14 protein-coding genes are annotated in these 18780 nt (G+C 60.2%); 5 read left to right on the top strand and 9 right to left on the bottom strand.

The features are described 5' to 3' along the window. Window positions 1-25: 25 nt before the first annotated feature. Complete coding sequence (locus HX868_RS21365; RefSeq protein ID WP_177004288.1) at window positions 26-523, top strand: GreA/GreB family elongation factor; 498 nt, start codon at window positions 26-28, stop codon at window positions 521-523. Here the strand turns inward: HX868_RS21365 and gdhA are convergent. Beyond that, window positions 520-1857 carry an NADP-specific glutamate dehydrogenase gene (gene gdhA / locus HX868_RS21360; RefSeq protein WP_177004287.1) on the bottom strand — a complete coding sequence of 446 codons (1338 nt, stop codon included), beginning with the start codon at window positions 1855-1857 and terminating at the stop codon, window positions 520-522. The genes HX868_RS21365 and gdhA overlap by 4 nt on opposite strands. Before the next feature lie 248 nt (window positions 1858-2105). Continuing rightward, window positions 2106-3770, bottom strand: coding sequence for an energy-dependent translational throttle protein EttA (gene ettA / locus HX868_RS21355; protein WP_028618004.1), 1665 nt, complete (start codon window positions 3768-3770; stop codon window positions 2106-2108). A gap of 285 nt (window positions 3771-4055) precedes the next feature. Between ettA and HX868_RS21350 the strand changes: the two genes are divergently transcribed. Both HX868_RS21350 and glyA read left to right on the top strand, forming a co-directional pair. Next, window positions 4056-7907: a bifunctional diguanylate cyclase/phosphodiesterase gene (locus HX868_RS21350; RefSeq protein WP_177004286.1), complete on the top strand. Its 3852-nt coding sequence runs from the start codon at window positions 4056-4058 to the stop codon at window positions 7905-7907. A 223-nt stretch (window positions 7908-8130) separates the two neighbouring features. Then, a complete protein-coding gene (glyA, locus tag HX868_RS21345; RefSeq protein ID WP_017737423.1) occupies window positions 8131-9384 on the top strand; it encodes a serine hydroxymethyltransferase in 1254 nt (417 codons plus the stop codon). A gap of 126 nt (window positions 9385-9510) precedes the next feature. On the opposite strand, the gene yjiA is transcribed toward glyA, so the two are convergent. From yjiA to HX868_RS21330, 3 genes are all read right to left on the bottom strand, one after another. After that, on the bottom strand, window positions 9511-10470 hold the full coding sequence (gene yjiA, locus HX868_RS21340) for a GTPase (protein ID WP_177004285.1): 960 nt from the start codon (window positions 10468-10470) through the stop codon (window positions 9511-9513). Between the two features lie 150 nt (window positions 10471-10620). Beyond that, on the bottom strand, window positions 10621-10818 hold the full coding sequence (locus HX868_RS21335; protein WP_033901562.1) for a YbdD/YjiX family protein: 198 nt from the start codon (window positions 10816-10818) through the stop codon (window positions 10621-10623). A 15-nt stretch (window positions 10819-10833) separates the two neighbouring features. Further along, window positions 10834-12900 (bottom strand): carbon starvation CstA family protein, encoded by a 2067-nt coding sequence (locus tag HX868_RS21330; protein ID WP_177004284.1) that lies wholly within the window; start codon window positions 12898-12900, stop codon window positions 10834-10836. Window positions 12901-13074: 174 nt separating this feature from the next. Here HX868_RS21330 and HX868_RS21325 point away from each other — a divergent pair, with 174 nt between their 5' ends. Further along, window positions 13075-13440: a PilZ domain-containing protein gene (locus HX868_RS21325; RefSeq protein WP_033901560.1), complete on the top strand. Its 366-nt coding sequence runs from the start codon at window positions 13075-13077 to the stop codon at window positions 13438-13440. Here the strand turns inward: HX868_RS21325 and radA are convergent. From radA to katB, 3 genes are all read right to left on the bottom strand, one after another. After that, on the bottom strand, window positions 13429-14796 hold the full coding sequence (radA, locus tag HX868_RS21320) for a DNA repair protein RadA (RefSeq protein WP_016976768.1): 1368 nt from the start codon (window positions 14794-14796) through the stop codon (window positions 13429-13431). The genes HX868_RS21325 and radA overlap by 12 nt on opposite strands. Window positions 14797-14831: 35 nt before the next feature. Further along, window positions 14832-15374, bottom strand: a complete 543-nt coding sequence (locus HX868_RS21315; protein WP_177004283.1) for an ankyrin repeat domain-containing protein — start codon at window positions 15372-15374, stop codon at window positions 14832-14834. Between the two features lie 105 nt (window positions 15375-15479). Further along, window positions 15480-17021, bottom strand: coding sequence for a catalase KatB (gene katB, locus HX868_RS21310; protein ID WP_177004282.1), 1542 nt, complete (start codon window positions 17019-17021; stop codon window positions 15480-15482). Between the two features lie 287 nt (window positions 17022-17308). Here katB and mscL point away from each other — a divergent pair, with 287 nt between their 5' ends. Then, window positions 17309-17728, top strand: a complete 420-nt coding sequence (gene mscL / locus HX868_RS21305) for a large-conductance mechanosensitive channel protein MscL (RefSeq protein ID WP_010206685.1) — start codon at window positions 17309-17311, stop codon at window positions 17726-17728. Window positions 17729-17773: 45 nt separating this feature from the next. Here mscL and HX868_RS21300 read toward each other — a convergent pair whose 3' ends face one another. Then, a complete protein-coding gene (locus HX868_RS21300; RefSeq protein ID WP_177004281.1) occupies window positions 17774-18550 on the bottom strand; it encodes a ferredoxin--NADP reductase in 777 nt (258 codons plus the stop codon). Window positions 18551-18780: the final 230 nt, after the last annotated feature.

The following is an 18780-nucleotide window of genomic DNA, read 5'->3' as shown; positions in this document are numbered from 1 at the left end:
CCAAACTCCATAGAGGGAGAACGTCATGAGCCGAGCTTTTGTAAACGAAGACAACGCCGCCGCCCAGGCTGATCAGCCGGTGGAGCGTCAGGTCAGTGAGCAGCCCAATCGTCTTACTGCGCAGGGACTGGCGCAGTTGCAGACCAAGGTGGCGCAGTTGCAGCAGGCACACAGCACCGAGTCCGCCAAGGGCGAGCAAGCCGATAAACAGCGCCAGGCCGACCTTGAGCGCGATTTGCGTTATTTCAACCAACGGGTTCAGAGCGCCCAAGTGGTGACACCGGCCACGGCCACCGACAAGGTGCAGATTGGCAGTTGGGTGACCTTCGCCAATGAACGGGACGAGCAGCAGCGCATCCAGTTGGTCGGCGAAGACCAGGCCGATGCCAACGCGGGCTTGATCAACTGGGGTTCGCCTCTGGGGCGCGCGTTGCTGGGCGCCCAGGTGGGTGACGAGGTGCTGTGGCTGCGCCCCGTCGGCGATCAGTTGATCGAAGTGGTGTTAATCGAGCCCGAGGTTTAGACGATGCCTTGGGCCAGCATCGCGTCGGCCACTTTCACGAAACCGGCGATGTTCGCGCCTTTCACGTAGTTGATCCGGCCATTTTCTTCGCCGTAATGCACGCAGGCATGGTGGATCGACTGCATGATGCTATGCAGCTTGCTGTCCACTTCACCTGCGGTCCACAGCAGGCGCATGGCGTTCTGCGACATTTCCAGGCCGCTCACGGCCACGCCGCCAGCGTTAGAGGCTTTGCCCGGCGCGAACAGGATGCCCGCCTCGATGAAGATATCCACAGCCTCGAGCGTGGTCGGCATGTTGGCGCCTTCGGCCACGCAGATGCAGCCATTGCGCAGCAACGCGCGGGCGGCGTCGGCATCCAGTTCGTTTTGAGTCGCACAGGGCAATGCGATATCGCAGGCCAGTTCCCATGGGGTCTGGCCTTTGCGGAACTCCAGGCCAAAACGCTCGGCCAGTTCGCTGATGCGACCGCGCTGCACGTTTTTCAACTCTAGCAGGGCCGACCATTGCTCTTCCGTCAAACCGCTTTCGGCGTACAGAGTGCCTTCGGAGTCGGACAGGGAAATCACCTTGCCACCCAGGTCCATGACCTTGCGCGCCGCGTATTGCGCCACGTTGCCGGAGCCGGACACCGCCACGCGCTTGCCTTCAACCCGCTGGTTGTTGCGCTTGAGCATTTCTTCGGCGAAGTACACGCAGCCGAAACCGGTGGCTTCCGGGCGGATCAGGCTGCCGCCGTAGGTCATGCCCTTGCCGGTCAGCACGGAGGTGAACTGGTTGCTCAGACGCTTGTACTGGCCGAACAGGAAGCCAATCTCCCGGGCGCCCACGCCGATATCGCCGGCCGGCACGTCCACGTCCGCGCCGATGTGGCGATACAGCTCGCTCATGAAGGCCTGGCAGAAGCGCATGACTTCAGCATCGCTCTTGCCCTTGGGGTCGAAGTCCGAGCCGCCTTTGCCGCCGCCCATGGGCAGCGAGGTCAGTGAGTTCTTGAAGGTCTGCTCGAAGGCGAGGAACTTCAGCACGCCCAGGTTTACCGACGGGTGGAAGCGCAGGCCGCCTTTGTAAGGGCCGATGGCGCTGTTCATCTGGATGCGGAAACCGCGATTGACCTGGACCTTGTCATGATCATCCACCCACGACACCCGGAAGGTAATCGCGCGTTCTGGCTCGCAGATGCGCTCCAGAATGCCCGAGGTCAGGTAGTGAGGATTGGCCTCCAGAAACGGCCACAGACTGCGTAGGACTTCTTCTACGGCCTGGTGGAATTCCGGCTGGTCCGGGTCGCGTTTCTTGAGTCGGGCAAGGAAGGATTCGACGGATTCAATCATGAAAAGTCTCGGCAAATTTTTAGTTGTTAACGGAGATTGAGCCGGACTTTATCAATTCATTCCGCACTGCGACAGGGCAAAATGTCGCCTTTGTGAATTTAAATGGTGCGTTTTATATAACTGTATCCAGTTTTAGGGGCTTTTATGCACCCTTTCAGGGATTCAAATCAAACCGCACGCACCATCAAATTCCAGGCAAAAAAAAAGCGGAGCCTGAAGGCTCCGCTCTTTCAAACCACCAACCCGAATCAGGCCAGTTTTTTGTGACGCACACGGTGCGGCTGGGCAGCAGCGTCGCCCAAGCGCTTTTTACGGTCCGCTTCGTACTCGGTGTAGTTACCTTCGAAGAATACCGCTTGCGAGTCGTCTTCGTACGCCAGGATGTGGGTCGCGACGCGGTCAAGGAACCACCGATCGTGAGAGATCACAATGGCGGCGCCCGGGAAGTCCAGCAGGGCTTCTTCCAGGGAACGCAGGGTTTCAACGTCGAGGTCGTTGGACGGCTCGTCGAGCAGCAGGACGTTGCCGCCCTCTTTCAGGGTCAGGGCCAGGTGCAAGCGACCGCGCTCACCACCGGACAGGTCCTTGACGAACTTCTGTTGATCGCCGCCCTTGAAGTTGAAACGACCGACGTAGGTACGCGACGGGATTTCATAGTTGCCGATGCGGATCTGGTCGGAACCGTCGGAAATCTGCTGGAATACGGTCTTGCTGCCGTCGAGGTCTTCGCGGCTCTGGTCCACACAGGCTAGCTGCACGGTTTCGCCGACTTCGATGGTGCCCGAATCCGGGGTTTCCTTGCCCATCAGCATGCGGAACAGCGTGGATTTACCCGCACCGTTACCACCAATAACGCCGACGATCGCGCCTTTTGGCATGGAGAACGACAGGTTGTCGATCAGCACACGGTCGCCATAGCCTTTGGAAACGTTTTTGAACTCGATGACCTTGTCACCCAGGCGCGGGCCGGCCGGGATGTAGATCTCGTTGGTTTCGCTGCGCTTCTGGAATTCCTGCGACTGCATTTCTTCAAAGCGTTGCAGACGTGCCTTGGATTTGGACTGGCGGGCCTTGGCGCCTTTGCGCACCCACTCCAGTTCTTCCTTCATGGCTTTTTCATGGGCCGATTGTTGCTTGGATTCGGCGGCCAGACGGTCGGACTTGGCTTCCAGCCAACCGGAGTAGTTGCCCTCGTAAGGGATACCCGCGCCACGGTCGAGCTCGAGGATCCAGCCGGCCACGTTGTCCAGGAAGTACCGGTCGTGCGTGATCGCGACCACGGTGCCTGGGAAGTCGTGTAGGAAGTGTTCCAGCCAGGCGACGGAATCGGCGTCCAAGTGGTTGGTGGGTTCGTCGAGCAGCAGCATGTCGGGGGCCGACAGCAGCAGGCGGCACAGGGCCACGCGACGCTTTTCACCACCGGACAGGAATTCGACCTTGGCGTCCCACGCTGGCAGGCGCAGTGCATCGGCGGCGACTTCCAGCTGGCGCTCCAGGTTGTGACCGTCGCCAGCTTGCAGAATGGCTTCTAGCTTGGCCTGTTCGGCGGCCAGTTTGTCGAAGTCGGCATCTTCTTCAGCGTAAGCCGCGTAGACCTCGTCCAGGCGCGCCTGGGCGTTCTTGATCACGCTGACGGCTTCTTCAACCACTTCACGCACGGTCTTGGTCGGGTCCAGGATCGGCTCTTGCGGCAGGTAGCCGATGTTCAGCTCTGGCATCGGGCGGGCTTCGCCTTCGAACTCGGTGTCGACGCCGGCCATGATTTTCAACAGGGTGGATTTACCCGAACCGTTGAGGCCGAGTACGCCGATCTTGGCGCCTGGGAAGAAGGACAGCGAAATGTTTTTCAGGATTTCCCGCTTCGGCGGAACAACTTTGCCCAGCCGATGCATGGTGAAGACGTATTGAGCCATGGTGAACCTAGCGTCAGTGACTGATGAATTAAGCGGGCGAAGCCCGTGCCAGGCCATGCGCGGCGCGGGCCGTTGACTATTATCAATGCCTGCGAGCGGAAAAAGCCTGAATGTCTGGGGCTGGAACGCCCCCGCGTAACCGGCAAAGCTACCTGAATGCGCTTGGTCAGTCCAGCCAGGCGGGGCTGGCACTTTGCCACAAGTCAAGGCATGCTAGCCGCCCTCCGGGCGTCCGGCTTATAGTGCACGTCGCGCGCCAGTCCAGCCAAACCGCAGGATCACAGCTTGTCCAAAGTCACGCCGCCAACTCCCCTGCGCGCCGCTCATATAGCGCCGGGAGCGCCCCTGCACGGCACCCTCAAAGGCGCATTGGCGACGCTCGTCCTCATGCTGCTCGCGTTATTGTTCTGGCAGTTGCTCGACCAGTTGCAGCAAAACCAGAAGAACCAGCAGCAATACACCATCGACTACAGCGCTGACCTGGCTGAACAAATCAGCCTGAACATGGCCCTCAGCGCGAAAATCGCCCTGAACCTGCTGCCGATGGTCGAGCCGCCGCGTGATAGCGAACAGCAACAAGCCTTGATGCGCACGTTGCAGCGCTCGATGCCGGAGTTGCGCAGCGTGGCCCTGCTCGCCCCCAGCGGCGCGATGATCAGTGACAGCGCCGCCGACAGCCAGGATAGCGCCTGGCTTGCAGATCTGGTGCAACGTAGCCACGCCCAGTCTTATTACCTGAGCAACAGTAACGACGGCACCCTCATCTATCTATTGCTGCATCAACCCAGCGGCGGCTCAAGAATGTACTGGGCGCTGCGCCTGGCCCCCAACTACCTGGCCAACCTCACCCGCCAGGACGGCCAGGGCCAACGCCCGATGTGGGTCATCGAGAATCGCATCAACCACCGGGTTGTCAGCCGGGACAGCGGCATGCCGGCACAATGGGCGTCGGCGCTGACCCCGGACGAGCTGAATAAAAGCGTACTGGTCACGCCCCTGAGCAAAAGCGACTGGCAGCTGCGCGGGCTGTTCGACCGCACGGCGGTGCTGGAGCAACTGTTGCCGGCCTTCATCGGCAAATGCCTGCTGGGCCTGGCGTTCTCGTTGATCCCGGTGATCGTGTTGCTGAACATGCGCCGCCGCCAGCGCCAAGTGCATGAAGGCCGCCGGCGCTATCAGGATATTTTCGAAGGCACCGGCGTGGCCCTGTGCGTGCTCGACCTGTCGGGCCTGAACGCGTTCTTCGACAAGACCCGACTGGAGACCCGCGAGCAACTGCACGCCTGGCTGCAGGACAACCCCGACGAACGCCAGCAACTGCTCAAGGAACTGCGCATCACCGAGGTCAACCAGGTGGCGGTGCGCCTGCTGAACGTGGGGTCCTGCGAAGAAGCCTGGGAACGCCTGATCGATGACTGCCCGCGCAATGCCACCTCCATCGGCTACCAGATACTTGAGGCGGTACTGACCCAACAGAACCAGTTGGAACTGGAAATCCAGCTCAAGGACGTGGCTGGCAACGAGCAATACCTGTGGCTGGTGATGCGCTTTCCGGAGCAGCAGGACGACTTCAAGGCAGTGATCCTCAGCATCAGCGATATCACCAGCCGCAAGTTGATTGAGTTGTCGCTGGTGGAGCGCGAGAGCTTCTGGTCCGACGTGGTACGCACTGTCCCCGACCACCTGTATGTGCAGGACGTCATCAGCCAACGCATGATTTTCAGCAACCACCACTTGGGCCACACCCTCGGCTACAACAAGGCCGAACTGCAGCAAATGGGCGAGTACTTCTGGGAAATCCTGCTGCATCCGGAAGACGCCGAGCATTACCACGAATTGCGCCAGCAGCAGCGCCAAGTCGGTTACACCACCCAATTGCAATGCCAACTGCGCTTCCGCCACCGCAATAACCAATGGCGGCGCTTTGACATCCGCGAACAAGCCCTGGCCCGCGACAAGAGTGCGCAGATCACCCGTATCATCGGCGTGGCCAAGGACATCACCGACCAGATCGAGGCCAGCGAATCCCTGCGTGACAGTGAACAGCGCTACCGCATGCTGGCCGAAAGCATCAGCGACGTGATCTGCTCCACCGACAGCCAGTTGGCCCTCAACTACATCAGCCCCTCGGTCAACGCCGTGCTCGGTTATGACGTGGACTGGGTGTTCAAAAATGGCTGGCAGTCGATCATCGCCAACCCGCAGCAACTGACCGGCATTTACAGCCTGATGGAGCAGGTCAGCCGTGCGCTGGGCGATCCTGAAGCGCTGAACCGCCTGCGTGATGAGATCCAGACCCAGTTGTTCCTGTTCGACTGCCTGCGCGCAGATGGTCGCAAAGTGCCGATCGAGCTGCGCCTGGTGCTGGTGTGGGACGAACACGGCGCCTTCGAGGGCATCCTCGGCGTGGGCCGCGACATCAGCCAGCAACGTCGTGCCGAGAAAGACCTGCGCATGGCGGCCACGGTTTTCGAACACTCGACCTCGGCGATCCTGATCACTGACCCCGCCGGTTATATCGTGCAGGCCAACGAGGCGTTCAGCCGGGTCAGCGGCTATGCGGTCAGCGATGTGCTCGACCAGTTGCCGAACATGCTCACCGTCGACGAACAGCAGGAAGCCCACCTGCGCTACGTACTCAAACAGTTGCATCAGCACAGCACGTGGGAAGGCGAAGTGTGGCTCAAGCGGCGCAACGGCGAGCATTACCCGGCGTGGGTCGGCATTACCGCCGTGTTCGACGATGAAGGCGACCTGGCCAGTTATGTGTGCTTCTTCAGTGACATCAGCGAGCGCAAGGCCAGCGAGCAGCGCATCCACCGCCTGGCTTACTACGACGCCCTGACCCACCTGCCCAACCGCACGCTGTTCCAGGACCGCCTGCACACCGCGTTGCAGTCGGCAGAACGGCAGAAGTCGTGGGTGGTGCTGATGTTCCTCGACCTCGACCGTTTCAAACCGATCAACGACTCCCTGGGCCACGCCGCCGGCGACCGCATGCTCAAGGAAATGGCTACACGCCTGCTGGGCTGCGTGGCCGAAGATGACACCGTGGCGCGCATGGGTGGCGACGAGTTCACGCTGCTGCTGCAACCGCGGATCAGCCGTGAAATGGCGCTGAACCGGGCGATTCATGTGGCCGAGCAGATCCTTGCCAGCCTGGTGAAGCCGTTCGTGCTGGAAGGCCGCGAGTTTTTTGTCACCGCCAGTATCGGCATCGCCCTGAGCCCCCAGGACGGCAACGAGCTGAGCCAGTTGATGAAAAACGCCGACACCGCGATGTATCACGCCAAGGAACGCGGCAAGAACAACTTCCAGTTCTACCAGGCCGACATGAACGCCAGCGCCCTGGAACGCCTGGAGCTGGAAAGCGACCTGCGCCACGCCCTGGACCAGAACGAATTTGTGCTTTATTACCAGCCGCAGTTCAGCGGCGACGGCAAACGCCTGACCGGTGCCGAAGCCCTGCTGCGCTGGCGTCACCCGCGCCGTGGCCTGGTGCCGCCGGGGGACTTCATACCGGTGCTGGAAGAGTTGGGCCTGGTGGTAGACGTCGGCGATTGGGTGATCAGCGAAGCCTGCCGACAGCTCAAGACCTGGCACCAGAACAAGGTGCGTGTGCCGAAAGTCTCGGTGAACATCTCGGCGCGCCAGTTCTCCGACGGCCAGTTGGGCACTCGTATTGCCACCATCCTCAAGGACACCGGCCTGCCGCCAGCGTGCCTGGAACTGGAGCTGACCGAAAGTATCCTGATGCGCGAGGTCAACGAGGCCATGCAGATCCTCGACAGCCTGAAAAACCTGGGCCTGAGCATTGCAGTCGACGACTTCGGCACGGGCTATTCGTCGCTCAACTACCTCAAGCAATTCCCGATCGACGTGTTGAAGATCGACCGAACCTTCGTCGATGGCCTGCCGTCAGGCGAGCAGGACGCACAGATCGCCCGCGCCATTATCGCCATGGCCCATAGCCTGAACCTGGCGGTGATCGCCGAAGGTGTGGAAACCCATGAGCAGTTGGACTTCCTGCGTGAACATGGCTGCGACGAAGTGCAGGGCTACCTGTTCGGACGGCCGATGCCGGCGAATCGGTTCGAGGCGCAGTTCAGTAATGATGCGCTGTTCATGTTCGACTGAAATTTTGCGGTGAGGCCACTGGCCTCATCGCCGGCAAGCCGGCTCCTACAGTTGGAATGCGATCGCCTGTAGGAGCCGGCTTGCCGGCGATGGCGGCCGTATCATCACCGCCTATCCGCAGATGAGCCCCACTTGTCCGCGACATGATGTCCTTTCATATGCCATCTAAAACCCATTGGGTTAGAATGCCTTCCTTTTCTGCCCCCGATCCTTGAGGACCGCCATGTTCAGCCGTGATTTGACTATTGCCAAGTACGACGCCGATCTCTTTGCCGCCATGGAGCAAGAAGCCGTGCGCCAGGAAGAGCACATTGAGCTGATCGCTTCGGAAAACTACACCAGCCCTGCGGTGATGGAGGCTCAAGGTTCGGTCTTGACCAACAAGTACGCCGAAGGTTACCCAGGCAAGCGCTACTACGGTGGTTGCGAGTACGTCGACGTGGTTGAGCAGCTGGCTATCGACCGTGCCAAAGAATTGTTCGGCGCCGATTACGCCAACGTCCAGCCGCACGCCGGTTCCCAAGCCAACAGCGCCGTGTACCTGGCCCTGCTGCAAGGCGGCGACACCATCCTGGGCATGAGCCTGGCCCACGGCGGTCACCTGACCCACGGCGCCAGCGTTTCCTCCTCCGGCAAGCTGTACAACGCCGTTCAATACGGTATCGATGCCAACGGTCTGATCGACTACGACGAAGTCGAGCGCCTGGCCGTTGAACACAAGCCAAAAATGATCGTGGCCGGTTTCTCTGCCTACTCGCAGATCCTGGACTTCCCACGCTTTCGCGCTATCGCGGACAAAGTCGGCGCTTACCTGTTCGTCGACATGGCCCACGTGGCCGGTCTGGTCGCCGCTGGCGTCTACCCGAACCCTGTGCCTTACGCTGACGTCGTGACCACCACGACCCACAAGACCCTGCGCGGTCCACGTGGCGGCCTGATCCTGGCTCGCGCCAACGCCGACATCGAGAAGAAGCTGAACTCCGCTGTATTCCCAGGCGCCCAAGGCGGCCCGCTGGAGCACGTGATCGCCGCCAAAGCGATCTGCTTCAAGGAAGCGCTGCAGCCTGAGTTCAAGACCTACCAGCAACAAGTGGTCAAGAACGCCCAGACCATGGCAAGCGTGTTCATCGAGCGCGGCTTCGACGTGGTGTCCGGCGGTACCGAGAACCACCTGTTCCTGCTGTCGCTGATCAAGCAGGACATTTCCGGTAAAGATGCTGATGCTGCCTTGGGCAAAGCCTTCATCACCGTAAACAAGAACTCCGTGCCGAACGACCCACGTTCGCCGTTCGTCACCTCCGGCCTGCGCTTCGGTACTCCGGCTGTGACCACGCGTGGCTTCAAGGAAGCAGAATGCAAGGAACTGGCTGGCTGGATCTGCGACATCCTGGCTGACCTGAACAACGAAGCCGTGATCGACGCGGTGCGTGAGAAGGTCAAGGCCATCTGCAAGAAGCTGCCGGTGTACGGCGCGTAATAAAAAGAAGCCCACTGTAGGAGCGAGCTTGCTCGCGAAAAACGTCAACGATAACGCGTGCATCCTGAATGCACGCGGAGCCTATACGTTCTTCGCGAGCAAGCTCGCTCCTACAGGTGGGTTTTTTTATGCCTGATAGACGCGCTGGAAACCTTCGCGAATCTTGTCTTCCGGCAGTTCATCGGCAATAAACACAATCACACTCTCCCGCGCCTCACCCTCTTCCCACTCCGTGTCCCAATCAAAGCCGTAGAGCTTGAGCACGCCCTGGAACACCATGCGTCTGTCTTCCCCGGCAATGTTCAACACGCCTTTGTAGCGCAGCAGCTGCTTGCCGTGGTCCTCCAACAGTTCGTTCATGAACGCGCTGAGGCGATCGATATCCAGCGGCTGGTCGGTGCGCAGCACCAGGCTGGAGATACGGTCGATGGACGGCGCAGCGCGCACCGGGCGTAGGCTCATGCCAGCGTTGAGGTTGAAGCCGCGCACATCGAGCAGTTCAGCCAGGTCGATGTTGCCATGGTCCACCACACGGATCGGCGCACGACGGTTGATGTGGGTGAGGCGTTCGCTGAGCGCGTCGAAGGTGGCGTCGTCCACCAAGTCGCGCTTGCTCACCAGCAGGCGGTCGGCAAAGCCAATCTGGGCCTGGGCGATGGTCTGGGTCAGGTGGTGCTCGGCGTGGGCCGCGTCCACCAAGGTAATGATGCCGTCGAGGATATAGCGCTCGCGCAGTTCTTCGTCGATGAAAAAGGTCTGGGCCACCGGCGCCGGGTCAGCCAGGCCAGTGCATTCGATCACCAGGCGGTCGAAGGCGATCTCGCCGCTGTCCAGGCGTTCGAGTAGCAGGTACAGGGCTTTGGTCAGGTCGGTGTGGATGGTGCAGCACACGCAGCCGTTGGACAGGGTCATGACTTGCACCGGCTCGGCGCCCAGCAATTGGGTGTCGATACCGGCGTCGCTGAATTCGTTTTCGATCACGGCGATTTTCAGGCCGTGCTCGGTTTTGAGCAGGTGGCGCAGCAAGGTGGTCTTGCCGGCGCCGAGGAAGCCGCTGAGGACGGTGACTGGGATGGGAGAGGACAAAGAGATTCTCCTGAAAAATGGGGCGCAAAAACAACTGTAGGAGCGAGCTTGCTCGCGAAGAACGTCAACGATAACGCGTGCTGTCTGGATGCACGTGCTGTCCTTGGGTTTTTCGCGAGCAAGCTCGCTCCTACAGGGCGTTGCGTTAACTCAACAGCACTTGGGCCCACCCTTGCCACCGTAACGGGCTTCCTGGCGTTCCCGGAAGAACGCCTTGTAGTCCATCATCGGTTTGTCCGGGTGTTTGGTTTGCATATGCTCGACGTACGTATCGTAGTCGGGCATGCCGACCATCAGGCGCGCGGCCTGACCGAGGTATTTACCGAGGCGATTGATGTCATTGAACATGGTTGCAACCCTCGATCATGCGTCCGGTACAGCCTGGTAAGGGGCTTCTTTATCCGTACGCGCTTTGTTACCCCAGGCGGCAACGCCGACCTTGAGCGCATAGAACAGGATACTGAACACCACGAACAGGAACAGCGCCGTCAGCGTTGCGTTGGTGTAGGCGTTCCAGATCACGTGCTGCATCTGGTCGATGTTCTTCGCCGGGGCGAGGATCTGCCCATTGGCCAGAGCATCGCTGTACTTCTTGGCCAGCGACAGGAAGCCGATTGCCGGGTTGGCGTCGAACAGCTTGATGAAGCCCGCCGTGGTGGTGCAGATCAGCAGCCAAACCGCCGGCAGCATCGTCACCCAGATGTAGCGTTGGCGTTTCATTTTAATCAGCACAACGGTCGCCAGCATCAGCGCGATACCTGCCAGCATCTGGTTGGAGATACCGAACAGCGGCCACAAGGTGTTGATGCCGCCCAGTGGGTCGATCACGCCTTGATACAGCAAGTAACCCCACATGGCCACGCAACCGGCGGTCGCGATCAGGTTGGCCGTCCACGACTCGGTACGTTTCAGCGCCGGCACGAAGGAACCCAGCAGGTCTTGCAGCATGAAGCGACCGGCACGGGTACCGGCGTCGACTGCCGTCAGGATGAACAGCGCTTCGAACAAGATCGCAAAGTGGTACCAGAATGCCATGGTGTTTTCACCCGGCAGTACGCTGTGCAGGATCTGCGCGATACCCACCGCCAGGGTCGGTGCTCCGCCGGCACGCGCCAGGATGGTGGTTTCACCGATGTCATGGGCCACGGCTGACAACGCCTCAGGCGTAATCGCAAAGCCCCAGCTGCTGACAGTTTGCGCCACAGTCACCACATCACTGCCGACCACGGCAGCCGGGCTGTTCATGGCGAAGTAAACACCAGGCTCGATCACCGAAGCGGCAACCATCGCCATGATGGCCACGAACGACTCCATCAACATGCCACCGTAACCGATGTAGCGGGCGTTGGTTTCGTTATCCAGCAACTTGGGCGTAGTGCCCGAGGAGATCAGCGCGTGGAAACCCGAGACCGCACCACAGGCAATGGTGATGAACAGGAACGGGAACAGACCGCCCTTCCACACCGGGCCGGTGCCGTCGATGAACTGGGTCAGGGCCGGCATTTTCAGCTCTGGCATGGTGACCAGGATACCGATCGCCAGGGCGATGATGGTGCCGATTTTGAGGAAAGTGGAGAGGTAATCACGCGGCGCCAGGATCAGCCACACCGGCAGCACTGCGGCGACAAAACCGTAGCCGATCAGCATCCAGGTAATTTGAATGCCGGTGAAGGTAAAGGCCTTGGCCCAGACCGGGTCAGCGGCAATCTGCCCGCCCAGCCAGATCGAACCGAGCAGCAACAGCACGCCGATGATCGAGATTTCGCCAATGCGACCCGGGCGGATGTAGCGCATGTAAATGCCCATGAACATCGCGATCGGGATGGTCGCCATTACTGTGAAGATGCCCCATGGGCTCTCGGCCAGGGCCTTGACCACGATCAGCGCCAACACCGCGAGGATGATGATCATGATCAGGAAGCAGCCGAACAGCGCGATGGTCCCAGGGATACGGCCCATCTCTTCGCGAACCATGTCCCCCAGGGACCGGCCGTTGCGACGGGTGGACAGGAACAAGACCATGAAGTCCTGCACCGCGCCGGCCAGCACCACGCCGGCAATCAGCCAGAGCGTGCCGGGCAGGTAGCCCATTTGCGCCGCAAGCACCGGGCCGACCAGCGGACCTGCACCGGCAATCGCCGCAAAGTGGTGACCGAACAGGATGTGTTTGTTGGTCGGCACATAGTCCAGACCGTCATTGTTGAGCACTGCGGGGGTGGCCCGCCGTGGATCGAGTTGCATCACGTTGTTAGCGATGAACAGACTGTAGTAACGGTACGCAACCAGATAGATGGCCACAGCAGCGACCACAATCCACAAGGCGTTGATCGCCTCGCCGCGGCGCAAGGCCACTACGCCCAGGGCGCACGCTCCTACGATTGCCAGCACCAGCCAGGGTAGGTGGCGTAGCAGGCTATTATTATTTTTCATTTTTATATTCCAGCCAGGGTGGACAGAAAGGACAGCCATCCCGAGTTTAGCGCTGTTGGCCTCAAAGGCCACCCCCCTACGTTGGTCTAGAGCCTTGCGCAGGCAAAAAAAACAGAAATAAATGCCCGATGATGGCTCGGGGCTACAATCCTTCTATCTCCAGAGGGTTTCACCATGACCGAGCAACCGTCTGAACGCCGCCGTTTCCGTCGCATCGCCTTTGATGCCAAGACGACCATTGCCCAGGACAGCTGGAATTGGCCGGTGCAACTGCTGGATTTATCGCTGCGCGGCTTGCTGGTGGAGCGCCCTGACGACTGGCGGGGTAATGGCAAGCGGCTATTTGACGTGGACATCCGGCTGGACCCACGGGCGCATATAAAGATGCAGGTGAAGCTGGCCCATGACGATCACGGGCAGCTTGGGTTTGTGTGCCAGCACATCGACCTGGACTCGATCAGCCATTTGCGACGACTGATCGAGTTGAACCTGGGTGATCAGCAAGAGTTGGAGCGCGAGCTGGGCGCCCTACTCGAATAGTGCATCCAACGCCTGTTCCAGGCGCGTTACGCCAATGATCTTTATCCCCGGCGGCGACTCCTTCGGCGCATTGCCTTTAGGCACGATTGCCCGTTTGAAGCCGTGCTTGGCGGCTTCCTTCAAGCGTTCCTGGCCACTGGGCACCGGACGCACCTCGCCCGACAGGCCCACCTCACCAAACACCAGCAAGTCATGGGGCAATGGCCGGTTACGCAGGCTGGACATTACCGCCGCCATCAACGCGAGGTCGGACGCAGTCTCCAGCACCTTGACCCCGCCGACCACGTTGAGGAACACGTCCTGGTCGTGGGTCGGGATGCCGCCGTGACGGTGCAATACGGCGAGCAGCATCGCCAGGCGGTTCTGATCCAGGCCCAAGGTTACGCGGCGAGGGTTGGCCAGATGGCTGTCATCCACCAGCGCCTGCACTTCCACCAGCATCGGCCGGGTGCCTTCCCAAGTTGCCATCACCACGCTGCCTGGGACTTCTTCCTGGGCACGCGTGAGAAAAATCGCTGAAGGGTTGGAGACTTCTTTAAGCCCCCGGTCCGTCATGGCGAACACGCCCAGTTCGTTGACCGCGCCGAAACGGTTCTTCACCGCCCGCAGCAAACGCAGACGGCCATCGGATTCACCTTCGAAATACAACACGGTGTCGACCATGTGTTCCAACACCCGTGGCCCGGCCAGTGCGCCCTCTTTGGTCACATGACCGACCAGGAAGATCGCGGTGCCGCTCTGCTTGGCATAACGCACCAGCAGCGCCGCACTTTCACGCACCTGAGACACGCCGCCCGGCGCCGATTGCAATTGCTCGGTGAAAATCGTCTGGATCGAGTCGATCACCATGACCTTGGGCTTTTCGATCCGCGCCGTGGCAATGATGCTTTCGATGCAGGTCTCGGTCATCACCCGCAGTTGATCCTGAGGCAGCCCCAGGCGACGGGCGCGCATGGCCACTTGTTGCTGGGATTCCTCGCCGGTGACATACAGCGCTGGCATGCGGCTGGCGATGCTGCACAGGGTTTGCAACAGGATCGTCGATTTGCCGATGCCCGGATCGCCGCCGATCAGCACCACCGAGCCGTCCACCAGGCCGCCGCCCAGCACCCGGTCCAATTCACCGGAGGCCGTGGAGAAACGCGGAATTTCTTCAACACTGACTTCGGCCAGCGTCTTGATCTGCGCCTGTTGCCCGGTCCAGCCGGCCCGGCCGGTGGGGGCCGCAGCGCCGCCGCTTTCGATCATGGTTTCAGTCAGGGTGTTCCACGCACCGCACTCGGTGCACTGGCCGGCCCACTTGGGAAAGGTCGCGCCGCACTCCGTGCAGCCGTACATGCGCTTGGCCTTTGCCATTTGAGAACCTCCAACCGAAAAACCGCGATGATAGCTCAGCGCGACGCCGGGGTCCGGATTTCACCGCTGGCCAATCGTGAAGCGCTGTTGCCGATCGGGTCTTCGGCGTTGAGGTCGGCACCCTTGGCCTTCAATTCATCCAGCAACTCGACCCGCTTGAACAGCCCGGCATACATGGCCGCCGTCTGCCCGGCGCCGTTGCGTTGGTCGGGGTTGCAGTCGGTCGCCAGCAGGCGCTGGGCGATTTTCAGCTCGCCCTTGAAGATCGCGCCCATCAGCGCCGTGTTGCCGCGCTTGTCCTGCACGCAGGCGTCGGCTCCGGCATTGAGCAAGCGCTCCACGAACGGGCCCTGGCCGTGGTAAGCGGCGAGGATCAGCGCAGTGTAGCCCTTGTCATCCTGGGTGTTGAGGCTATAGCCGGAGTCGATAAAGGTGTTGAGCATGTCGAGGTCGCCTCGGCGGGCGGCGTCGAAGTAGTAGTCCTGTAGTTGTATCTTGAGCGCGACCGGATCATCAGACGGCTCGGCCAATACGTTCAGCGAGCAGCAGGCCAGAAGAGCCAATATGAAGGTACGCATCGTTCAAATCCTCTAAATAGATCCCCTGTAGGAGCCGGCTTGCCGGCGATGGCACCCTCAAGGACGCCATCGCCGGCAAGCCGGCTCCTACAGGGAGGTGCGTGGTCAGTCGGTGAGTTTGTCCGCCAGCGCCTTCACGCGCGCCAGATCACCTTTGGCAACCTTGGCCACGCCGGTGCCATATTCCGGGTCGGCCTTGTACAGGAACGACAAGATGATGTGCTTGCTCTCGTCATCGGTGGTCGCCAGCGAGCCACCAAAGTTCTCGATCAAGTCCTGGCGCTCTTTCTTCGTGAAGGAGCGGTACAGATCACCGGCCTGCTTGAAGTTCTGCTCGCGCTGGATCTTCGCCTGCTGGGTGCTGCCCGACAGGGCTGACTGGCTGTAGCGCGCGGTTTGCGGCTCGTCCCGTGGCAGCAGACGACTTGGCTGGTAGTTCACGCCAGTGGTGGTCTTGCCGAAGTTCATCGCGCCGTCCTGGTTACCGTTGTTGACGGTCACCCGTGGTGCGTTGATCGGCAGTTGCAGGGCGTTGGCGCCCAGGCGGTACATCTGGGTGTCGGCGTAGGAGAATACGCGGCCTTGCAGCAGACGGTCCTCGGACGGCTCAATACCCGGCACCAGGTTGGCCGGGGCCATGGCCACTTGCTCGGTTTCCTGGAACACGTTGGCCGGGTTGCGGTTCAGCACCATCTGCCCGACTTTGCGCTCAGGCACATTCGGCCAGATCTTGGTGGCGTCCAGCGGGTCGAAATCGAACTTGGCCAGGTCCTCAGGCTTGAGCACCTGCACGTACAGGTCCCACTTGGGGAAATCGCCCTTGTTGATGTGAGTGACCAGGTCGTTGGTCATGTGGCTGTAGTCACGACCCTGCACTTCGGTGACTTGCTTGGGGTCGAGGTTCTTGATGCCTTGCAGGCTCTTCCAGTGGAACTTGACGTAGTGCACTTCGCCCTTGGCGTTGATCAGCTTGTAGGCATGCACACCGTTGCCGTCCATTTCCCGATAGCTGGCCGGGGTGCCGGAGTCGGAGTACAGCTCGGTCAACGTGCGGGTGGACTCGGGCACGTGGGAGAAGAAGTCGAAGCGACGGGAGTCGTCATCCAGGTTGGTGCGCGGGTCCGGCTTGAAGGCGTGGACCATGTCCGGGAACTTGATCGCGTCGCGGATGAAGAACGTCGGGAAGTTATTGCCTACCAGGTCCCAGTTGCCCTCAGCGGTGTAGAACTTGGTGGCGAAACCACGTGGGTCACGCAGGGTTTCCGGAGAGTGATTGCCATGGACCACAGCAGAGAAGCGCACGAACACCGGGGTGGCTTCGCCTGCCGCGAACACCTTGGCCTTGGTCAGGTCGCTGAGGTTGTCGGTGACGGTGAAAGTACCGTGGGCGCCGGTACCACGGGCGTGGACCACGCGCTCGGGGATGCGCTCGCGATCGAAACGCTGCAGCTTCTGGATCAACTGCACGTCTTGCAGCAACACCGGGCCATTGGCGCCGGCGGTCTGCGAGCTCTGGTTGTCGCCTACTGCAGCGCCGTTGTCGCGCGTCAGGTTGGCGGCGTGTACCGAAAGGGAAAGCAAACTGGCGATCGCCAGTACCAGCGCGTGTCGCGCTGAAACGGGCCCGCGGCTCATTGGGGTCTTCATCGAGGTTTCCTCTGGTTTTTTTAGTGCACATTCAGTTGTGCTTGCCAGAGGCTAGTGACCCGAGAGTCAGAAGATAAATAGAAAACTCACAACAACCCGATTAACAAAATAATCTGTTAAGTCACTGATATCAGGCGTATTTCGCGCGCGATTGGTGGCACTTTGCAAACTATTTGCGTTTTAATGTGTCGATAAAAGCTAACAGTGTTAACGGTTGTGTCGGGCAAGCCTGCTACGACTGACTTACACTGAGTCCCACCCTTCTCATCTGTAACAAGGAATAACCTATGGGCGTGATCAGTGAGTTCAAGGCCTTCGCGGTCAAAGGTAATGTGGTCGATATGGCCGTCGGTATCATCATCGGCGCCGCCTTCGGCAAAATTGTTTCCTCGTTTGTAGGCGACGTGGTGATGCCACCTATCGGGCTGTTGATCGGTGGCGTGGACTTCGGTGACCTGGCGATAACGCTCAAGGCGGCACAGGGCGATGTGCCTGCGGTGGTGCTGGCCTACGGCAAGTTCATCCAGAGCGTCATCGACTTTGTGATTGTCGCGTTTGCGATCTTCATGGGTGTGAAGGCGATCAACCGCCTGAAGCGTGAAGAGGCCGTGGCGCCAAGCCTGCCGCCGACGCCGACCAAGGAAGAAGTGTTGCTGGGTGAGATCCGCGATCTGCTCAAGGCACAGAACGACAAGCCGCGTCTGTAAAGACCGGTTTGAGAAAAAAGGCGCCTGCTAGAGGCGCCTTTTTTATTACCAGTAGTTTTCCACCGCCACTTGACCGGGGCGGCGGCTCAAGCTCAGGTTCATGTCACGCTGCTTGAGCAATTGGCGTGTGTCATCGACCATCTGCGGGTTGCCGCAGATCAGCACGCGCGAATGCTCCGGGGTCAACTCGACGCCGGCTGCACGCTCAAGCTCGCCATTTTCGATCAGTGTGGTGATGCGCCCATTCAACGCGCCAGGATGCTGCTCACGAGTGACGGTGGGAACGTAGGTGAGTTTGTGTGCGTACTCGGCGAGGTATTCACGCTCACCCAGCTCCTTGATCAGCGTCTGATACGCGAGCTCCTTGGCTTCCCGTGCGCTGTACACCAGGATGATGCGCTCGAATTTCTCCCAGACCTCGAAGTCCTGCAGGATCGACAAAAACGGCGCCACCCCGGTGCCAGTCCCCAGCATCCACAAGTCGCGACCATCCACGAAACGGTTCAAGGTCAGGAAGCCCGTGGCCTGGCGCTCCACCATCAAGGTATCGCCTACTCTCATGCGGCTCAGTTCGCTGGTGAACTCACCGCCGGGGACGACGATCGAGAAGAAATCCAGATGCTCGTCAAACGGTGAGGACACCAGCGAATAGGCGCGCCATACGGTGCTGCCATCCGCCTTGGTCACACCCAGGCGCACAAACTGCCCCGCCGTGAAACGAAAGCCCGCATCGCGGGTAGTGCGCAGGGTAAACAGGCTGGGGGTCAGCGATTGCACGTCGAGCAAGGTCTGGCGGGTAAATTTCTCAGCACTGGCCGTCATGAGGGGCTCCGTTCTACAGGTGTCCTAGTGTCCCTCAAAGTGACGAGCGCAAACACCGCTGATTTGTACTGGCATTCGCGCTTGTCAAGGCGTTGGCCTACGGACCAAGACTAACCATTTGGCTATTAGCAAACACTAAATGACCTATCAGATGACGTAGTGTTTTTAATAGCCATCAATCTGACAGCACTGACAACTCTCTAATTCGTATTAAAAAAAACAAACATGAG

The sequence above is a fragment of the Pseudomonas reactans genome (assembly GCF_013385825.1).
GTDB lineage: Bacteria > Pseudomonadota > Gammaproteobacteria > Pseudomonadales > Pseudomonadaceae > Aquipseudomonas > Aquipseudomonas reactans.
This window is presented reverse-complemented; position numbering and strand designations above follow the sequence as displayed.